The organism is Oceanospirillum sp. (assembly GCF_982874595.1).
The window spans coordinates 1-6738 of sequence record NZ_CEYNZH010000089.1 but is presented as its reverse complement, the minus strand read 5'-3'; the positions used below and the strand labels follow the sequence as shown (position 1 = coordinate 6738).

Annotated in this window: 6 protein-coding genes; 3 read left to right on the top strand and 3 right to left on the bottom strand. The window is 48.0% G+C overall.

What is annotated here, in order from left to right; all coding sequences use genetic code 11:
• Positions 1-99: 99 nt before the first annotated feature.
• Positions 100-645: a hydrolase gene (locus tag AC4GL5_RS18180; RefSeq protein WP_490384222.1), complete on the bottom strand. Its 546-nt coding sequence runs from the start codon at positions 643-645 to the stop codon at positions 100-102.
• Between the two features lie 100 nt (positions 646-745).
• On the opposite strand from AC4GL5_RS18180, the gene AC4GL5_RS18175 reads away from it, so the two are divergent.
• On the top strand, positions 746-1576 hold the full coding sequence (locus AC4GL5_RS18175; RefSeq protein WP_490384221.1) for a Tim44 domain-containing protein: 831 nt from the start codon (positions 746-748) through the stop codon (positions 1574-1576).
• A gap of 69 nt (positions 1577-1645) precedes the next feature.
• Here the strand turns inward: AC4GL5_RS18175 and yaaA are convergent, their stop codons facing one another.
• Complete coding sequence (gene yaaA, locus AC4GL5_RS18170) at positions 1646-2422, bottom strand: peroxide stress protein YaaA (RefSeq protein WP_490384220.1); 777 nt, start codon at positions 2420-2422, stop codon at positions 1646-1648.
• Positions 2423-2722: 300 nt separating this feature from the next.
• Here yaaA and amt point away from each other — a divergent pair, with 300 nt between their 5' ends.
• Together amt and AC4GL5_RS18160 are read left to right on the top strand one after the other, a co-directional pair.
• Positions 2723-4927: an ammonium transporter gene (gene amt / locus AC4GL5_RS18165; RefSeq protein ID WP_490384219.1), complete on the top strand. Its 2205-nt coding sequence runs from the start codon at positions 2723-2725 to the stop codon at positions 4925-4927.
• 139 nt (positions 4928-5066) lie between these two features.
• Positions 5067-5975: a DMT family transporter gene (locus AC4GL5_RS18160; protein ID WP_490384218.1), complete on the top strand. Its 909-nt coding sequence runs from the start codon at positions 5067-5069 to the stop codon at positions 5973-5975.
• Positions 5976-6057: 82 nt separating this feature from the next.
• On the opposite strand, the gene AC4GL5_RS18155 is transcribed toward AC4GL5_RS18160, so the two are convergent.
• Entirely contained in the window at positions 6058-6501 is a 444-nt protein-coding gene (locus AC4GL5_RS18155) for a DMT family transporter (RefSeq protein WP_490384217.1), read from the bottom strand.
• Positions 6502-6738 lie beyond the last annotated feature (237 nt).

Here is a 6738-nt window from a genome sequence, read left to right as displayed (position 1 = left end):
CCGCTTCAGTCGAAGCGGGGTTTTTTTATGCCCGGAAGAAAAGGACGGGGAGAAAGTAGTGAGAAGCGGAAGGTCCGTATTGGAAATAGAAAGCTGATATCAGCGAAGGTAACCTTTGCTGATTTTACGAAATGTCTCTGTATTGCATTTGTGCAGCCACTCAAAGGCAACCATCTCTTTGCTGACCAGTTGGATACCATTCTGCTGCAGACGGGTCATGGCGGTGTTGTAATCGGACTCTTTACGGGAAGCAACGGCATCGGTGACAACATAGACATCGTATCCCTGCTCAGAGAAGCCCAGTGCTGTTTGCAGCAGGCAGACATGACTTTCTGCGCCAATCAGGATCAGCTGTTCTTTTTCCAGCTCATTAACCGATTTCAGGATATGTGCTTCCTCGGCGGCAGAGAAGTGCTCTTTCTCAAGAAAGGTCGCTGATGACAAAAATGGTTTCAGTTGCGTGCTGGTATGGCCAAGACCCTGCGGGTATTGCTCGGTAACGACGGTAGGGATAGAGAATTCTGCAGCAACTTCGATCAGCCATTGGCTGTTTGTCATTAATTGCTCTGCATTATGCAGAGCCGGAAGCAACTTTTCCTGAATATCGATGACTAATAGTGCAGAGTTGGTAGGGCTGATTAACATATAAGCTCCCTAAAGAGTTTGTTGTTATGGTTGGAATGCGCTTCCTGCGCCCCCATTACTCAAGCATAACGGGATAATAAGTAAACTAACAGGTAACTTTATGCAGCGTATAGCAGTATGGTTTTTTGCTTTCTTTATGGTTCTGGGCACAGGCCTAGATCATGCAGAGGCAAAGCGTCTGGGTGGTGGTAAATCGTTTGGTTCTTTTTCAAAGAGCACAACATCATCAAGCAGCAGTAATTACACTCAGCCTTCTAAGACAAATACCGCAACGGGTGCCGGAGCACGTAGCAGTAAGATGGGCTTCCTAGGACCTTTGGCGGGTCTGGCTGCCGGTGGTCTGCTGGCTGCAATGTTCTTCGGTGATGGCTTTGAAGGCTTCCAGATGTTCGATTTCATTCTGATCGCACTGGTTGCCTTTATTTTATTTAAATTGATGGCCCGGAAGCGCCAGTCTGCTCCGGCTGCAGGAACTAATATGGCTTACCAGAAAGAGGCCACGAATCAGGAACGCAGCTTTGACACCAATCTGATGGGCGGTAGTACTCCGGTTGCTCCAACGGTTCCGGATTGGTTTGATGCAGCAGGTTTTGTTGAGCGTGCGAAGGGACACTTCGTTCATCTTCAGAAAGCCTGGGATAACAATGATCTGGCTGAAATTCAGGATTTTGTAACGCCTGAACTGTATAACCTGCTGGCAGAAGAGCGCAAAGCTCAAACGGAAGAGCCGAACACCGAGGTGGTAAACCTGGAAGCCCGTCTGGGAGGTGTAAGTCAGCAAGGTTCTCTGGCAGAAGCGAGCGTTGTTTTCACAGGTCAGATCCGAGAGAACAGCTCCGTTCCTACAGACTTTACCGAAACCTGGCACCTTGTCCGCGATATGCGACAGGAGAATGCTAACTGGTATCTGCAAGGTATTCAGCAAAACTAAAGGTTGCATTGAACGTCAGATAATAGAAAGGCCGCATTTTGCGGCCTTTCTTCGTTTGAGCGGGCGTTATTATTCCTCGTGATCTCTCAGGAAAACCCATTCATTCCCAGTACTCTGCTCTTGGCTGAAGTAATAGCCCTCACTATCGAAACACTTCAATTGCTCCGGATCTTTTAGGCGATTCTTAATAATGTAGGCCGCCATCAGGCCACGAGCCTTTTTGGCATAAAAGCTGATCATCTTGTATTGACCATTCTTCCAGTCTTTAAAGACAGGGGTGATGATTTCAGCCTGCAAGCTTTTTACTTTGATCGCTTTGAAGTATTCATTAGAAGCCAGGTTGATCAATACAGGTTCTTTTTCATTCGAGAACTCTTTATTCAGGGTATCAGTTAACAGCATATCCCAGAATTCATACAGGTTTTTTCCACGACTGTTAGCAAACTTGGTGCCCATCTCCAGACGGTAGGGTTGAATCAGATCCAGTGGTTTTAAGAGTCCATATAGACCTGACAGAATTCTCATGTGATCCTGCGCAAAACTGAAGTCATCCTCCGAGAAATGTTCAGCATCCAACCCTGTATACACATCGCCTTTAAATGCCAGAATTGCTTGTTTCGCATTCTCTGGAGTAAAGGGGGGTTCCCAGCTACCAAAGCGGGCAACGTTTAGGGCAGCAAGTTTGTCACTCAATTTCATCAGGCTTGCCACATCAGCCTGAGATAGTTCTTTTAACTGATCAATGAGTTGCTGGCTGTTAGCAAGAAACGATGGATTGCTATGGGTTTTCGTAACGGGGGCTGATTCAAAGTCGAGTGTCTTAGCTGGAGAAATAACAAGTTTCATGGGCTTTACCTGAGGCTGCAATCCTGAAAAATTCAGAGATTACCCTATCTGAAGGGACGAAAAAAAACCAGACTAAAACTCTTGGTATTTATGCATCTTTTTGGTGCTCGCGATGACGGCCTGATCTATTTTGGTGTGCATGTAAAAGCTAATTTCACTACTTATTTATGTTTGATTGGTATCAAATTTTAGTTTGATATTGCAGCGCAGTGTTTTTTTTCTATTTTCAGATTGGGCACATCTTTTGCTGAGCCTTGGCATATAGAAGAAAAGTGAAATATCACATATGGGGTGTGTTTTATGGATGCAGCAAGTGTACAAAGCAATCTGGATCTGGTCTGGGTTATGGTTTGCGCTGCATTGGTTATGTTTATGCAGGCAGGATTTACTGCGCTGGAGTCAGGGCTGACGCAAGCTAAAAACAGCATCAATGTTGCGATTAAAAATATAACGGATTTTATTATTTCTGTACTGACGTTCTGGGCTGTAGGTTACGCCATTATGTTTGGCGTCAGCTCGGGGGGATTTTGGGGAACAACCGGCTTCGGTTTGTCAGGGATGACCGAAGCGGGTGATTTTGCCTCTTTTGCCTTTCAGGCCACCTTTGCCGGTACTGCCGCGACAATTGTTTCTGGGGCCGTTGCCGAGCGAACTAAGTTTCTGGCTTATGTGTTGGTTGCGGTTTTTACAACTTGCGTGATTTATCCGGTATCGGGTCATTGGATTTGGAATAGCGAAGGCTGGCTGGCTCAACAAGGAATGATCGACTTTGCAGGCTCAACCGTTGTGCACTCTTTGGGTGCTTGGGTGGGGCTGGCGGGTGCTATTGTCGTGGGCCCGCGTCTTGGCGTTTTTGGTAAGGATAAGAAAATTACCAAGATTCAGGGGCACAGTCTTGTTCTTGCCGTTGTGGGCGTACTTATTCTCTGGTTTGGCTGGTTTGGCTTTAATGGTGGCAGTACTCTGACCGGTGATGCGAGTATTGCCAAGATTATTGCTAATACCATGTTGGCTGCAGGCGCCGCGGGACTGAGTTGTTTCTTTATCTCCATGGCGATGCATGAACGACGTGAAGTGAATGTTGAAAAACTGTTGAATGGTGTCGTTGGTGGTCTGGTTGCCATCACCGCTAGCTGTGCTGTTGTTGAGCCCGTTGGAGCTGTTGTGATCGGTTTTGTCGCGGGTGCTGTGCTTTACTTTGCAGAGTGGGTCATCCTGCATATTATGCGGGTGGATGATCCCGTGAATGTGGTTGCCGCTCACGGTGTCTGTGGTGCCTTGGGGACAATTCTTCTGGTTTTCTTTGCTGATAAGTCTGCTTTGGTTAACGGCAGTGTTATGGATCAGCTTATGGTTCAGTTGACCGGGGTATTCGCTGTGTTTGTTTGGGGCTTTGGTCTGGGTTATCTGGCTTTTGCCCTGATGAAAGCCTTTGGGGCGCTCCGGGTTCCTCCTGAAGATGAAGAGCGGGGCCTGAATGTCAGTGAGCATGGCGCAAGTTCTGCTCTGCTGGATATGCAGGACGCGATGCAGTTTATTATTAAAGACGGAGACTTGACCCGCCGTGTTGCGGTTGAACGGGGTAGTGAATTTGAGCGTTTAGGCGTTATTTTTAACCTCTTTCTGGACAGTTATGAGCGCGCTATTGGTGATATCAAGTCAGCTTCAGGCCAGCTTAATGACTATGCTCATGAGATGGCAAAAGCCAGTGATGAGTTGGAAGCTGGTGTGACACATCAGCAGGAGCAGAGCCTTCAAATTACCACTGCAATCACTCAGCTATCTGCTGCCGTAAAGCAGTTGGCTGCCAGTGTTAAGGAAACGTCACAACAGACTGAAGAAGCAACCGTTCAATCCAGTAATGGTCATGACCTAGTGAAAGAAAGTGTGAAAGATATTCATGCTCTGGCAGAGCGAATCGCTTCAGTCTATGACGTTACTGAGCAGGTTCAGTCTCAGGCCGGTGCGATTACTCAGATTCTGGAAACGATTGAGGGCGTTGCGGAGCAAACCAATCTGCTGGCCCTGAATGCGGCTATTGAAGCTGCCCGTGCAGGGGAGGCAGGGCGTGGTTTTGCCGTAGTTGCCGATGAAGTTCGGGCGTTGTCTCAACAGACTCAGGGCTATACCCGAAATATTCAGGAAACCATTACCGAACTGCAGACCCGGGTTCAGAATGCGGTTACATTGGTGAGAGGCGGGCATGAGCTGGCGGACACCAGTGTGGGGACAGTGACCCGTTCCGGGGATGCTTTTGAGGCGATCAATAATATGGTGCACGCTATTAATAGCAGCAGTGTCGAGATTGCAACGGTGGCAGAGCAGCAATCGCAAATCGCGCTTGAGGTTGATGCCAATATCCGAAGGATCGATGATGTGGTGCGTCAGACCGCCAGTGAAGCACACACTCTCAATAGTCTGGGCCACAACATAGAGCAGTTGGCTTCACGTCTGCAGTCTTCGGTATCCGCATACTCCGTTCGGGACTCCTCTGTGGTTCACTGACACTTTTCAAATCCTTGTTAGGGTTCCGCCCCTGAAACTCTGGTTGTCAGGCGATGCGGAATCCTGATTAATTCGCTGCATAGGCGTATTCCTTATGATCAGTTACCATCGAGGGCTGGTTTGATATAAGGGATCAACAATGTTTCAGCGAGTATTAAATATCTCTCCCTATGGGCTGCTGGTTCTGACTACACTTTTCTGGGCGGGTAACTTTGTCCTGGGTCGTGCCGTTCACCTTGATGTGCCGCCATTAGGGCTGAGTTTCTGGCGCTGGTTGACAGCTTTGGTCATTATTCTGCCCTTTGCGATACCGCACTGGAAAGCCTCCCGGCAGGTGATCAAGAAAAACTGGTTTATCCTTTTAGTACTGTCGGTTTTCAGTGTCGGCTGTTTCAACACTATGATTTACCTTGGGCTGCAAACTGCGCCTGCCAGTAACAGTATTCTGCTGCAGTCAGCCTGTCCGATTCTGATTCTGATCATTTCCTGGCTCTTCTTCCGTGAGAAAGTGACTTTGCTGCAAGGGGTCGGGATGTTGCTTTCTCTCTTTGGGGTTGTGGTTGTTGTTACTGAAGGTAGTCCTTCTGCAATTATGGATATGAGTTTTCTGAATGCAGGTACCGCCTGGATTCTTCTGGGGGTGCTGTGCTGGGCTATTTACTCCAGTCTGCTGCGTCTTCGTCCGGATGGCTTAAGCCCCTTTGGTTTTTTTGCGCTGACCGTCTTGGTGGGCGTGGTGGTATTGCTCCCGTTTTATCTCTATGAAACGCTTTCCGGTAGAGCAATGCCCTTTAATCTGATCTCAGTGAGCAGTGTGTTATACCTCAGTATTTTCCCGTCAATTCTTGCTTATTTATTCTGGAATAAAGCGATTGCAGAGCTGGGTCCGGCCCGAGCCGGGCAGTTTATTCATCTGGTACCTGCGTTTGGCATCACCATGGCGATTCTGTTTCTGGGGGAGCCTTTGCAGGGCTTTCATGTTAGTGGTTTTCTGCTGATTCTGGGAGGAATCTGGTTGGCGACAGTGATTGCCCGAAAGCGTATCTGATCGCTTATTAAATAAAGACCATTAGCATTAAAAAAGGGCACGGAATTGTGCCCTTTTTGGGTTTTTCTGATGCTATGGGATCTCAGTTAAAACGAATAAGAAGCACGCCACCAAACAACATCAGAACACCGATAACCCGCCAAAGGTTGATGCTGTGTTCAGGAAACGTCGCCCATCCAAAGTGATCCAATACCAAGGACATCGCCAATTGGCCTGCTACAAAAAGTGCAATCATCGTAGCGGCCCCAAGCCTTGGAGCCAAAAAGGCTGAAGTGGCAACGAAAAGAGCGCCCATCAGACCTCCGGTCCAGGCCCACCAGGGGGCCGTTTTAAGGTTGGAGACTTCTGGCCATTGATGGCGAGCCACCAGCACCACGGCAAATAGGGTGACGGACCCAACGACAAAGGAGATCAGCGACGCCCATATTGCTCCGGAACTCTGCAGGGCTAGTGTGCTGTTTACGCCGGACTGAAGGGGCATAAAGGCTCCGGCGATAAAGGCTAAAGCGATCCAGAATGTAAGCACGAAGCCTCCTTGTCATGTAATGAAGTCTCAGTAAACAGAATGAGATATTCGAAGAGTTTGCTTGTTATTGATGTCAGGCAAAGCAATGCTACCAATAAATATAAAGAGATGCTTGCGGGATTCATTTTTAGCCTGAAACTCTTCAGAAAGCCCTACCGATAGAAGCAATTGCCCGTATTTTTGGAGGGTGTTCATAGTTCTGTGTCACCCATTACTTACAGATCCACGTAACCGTCG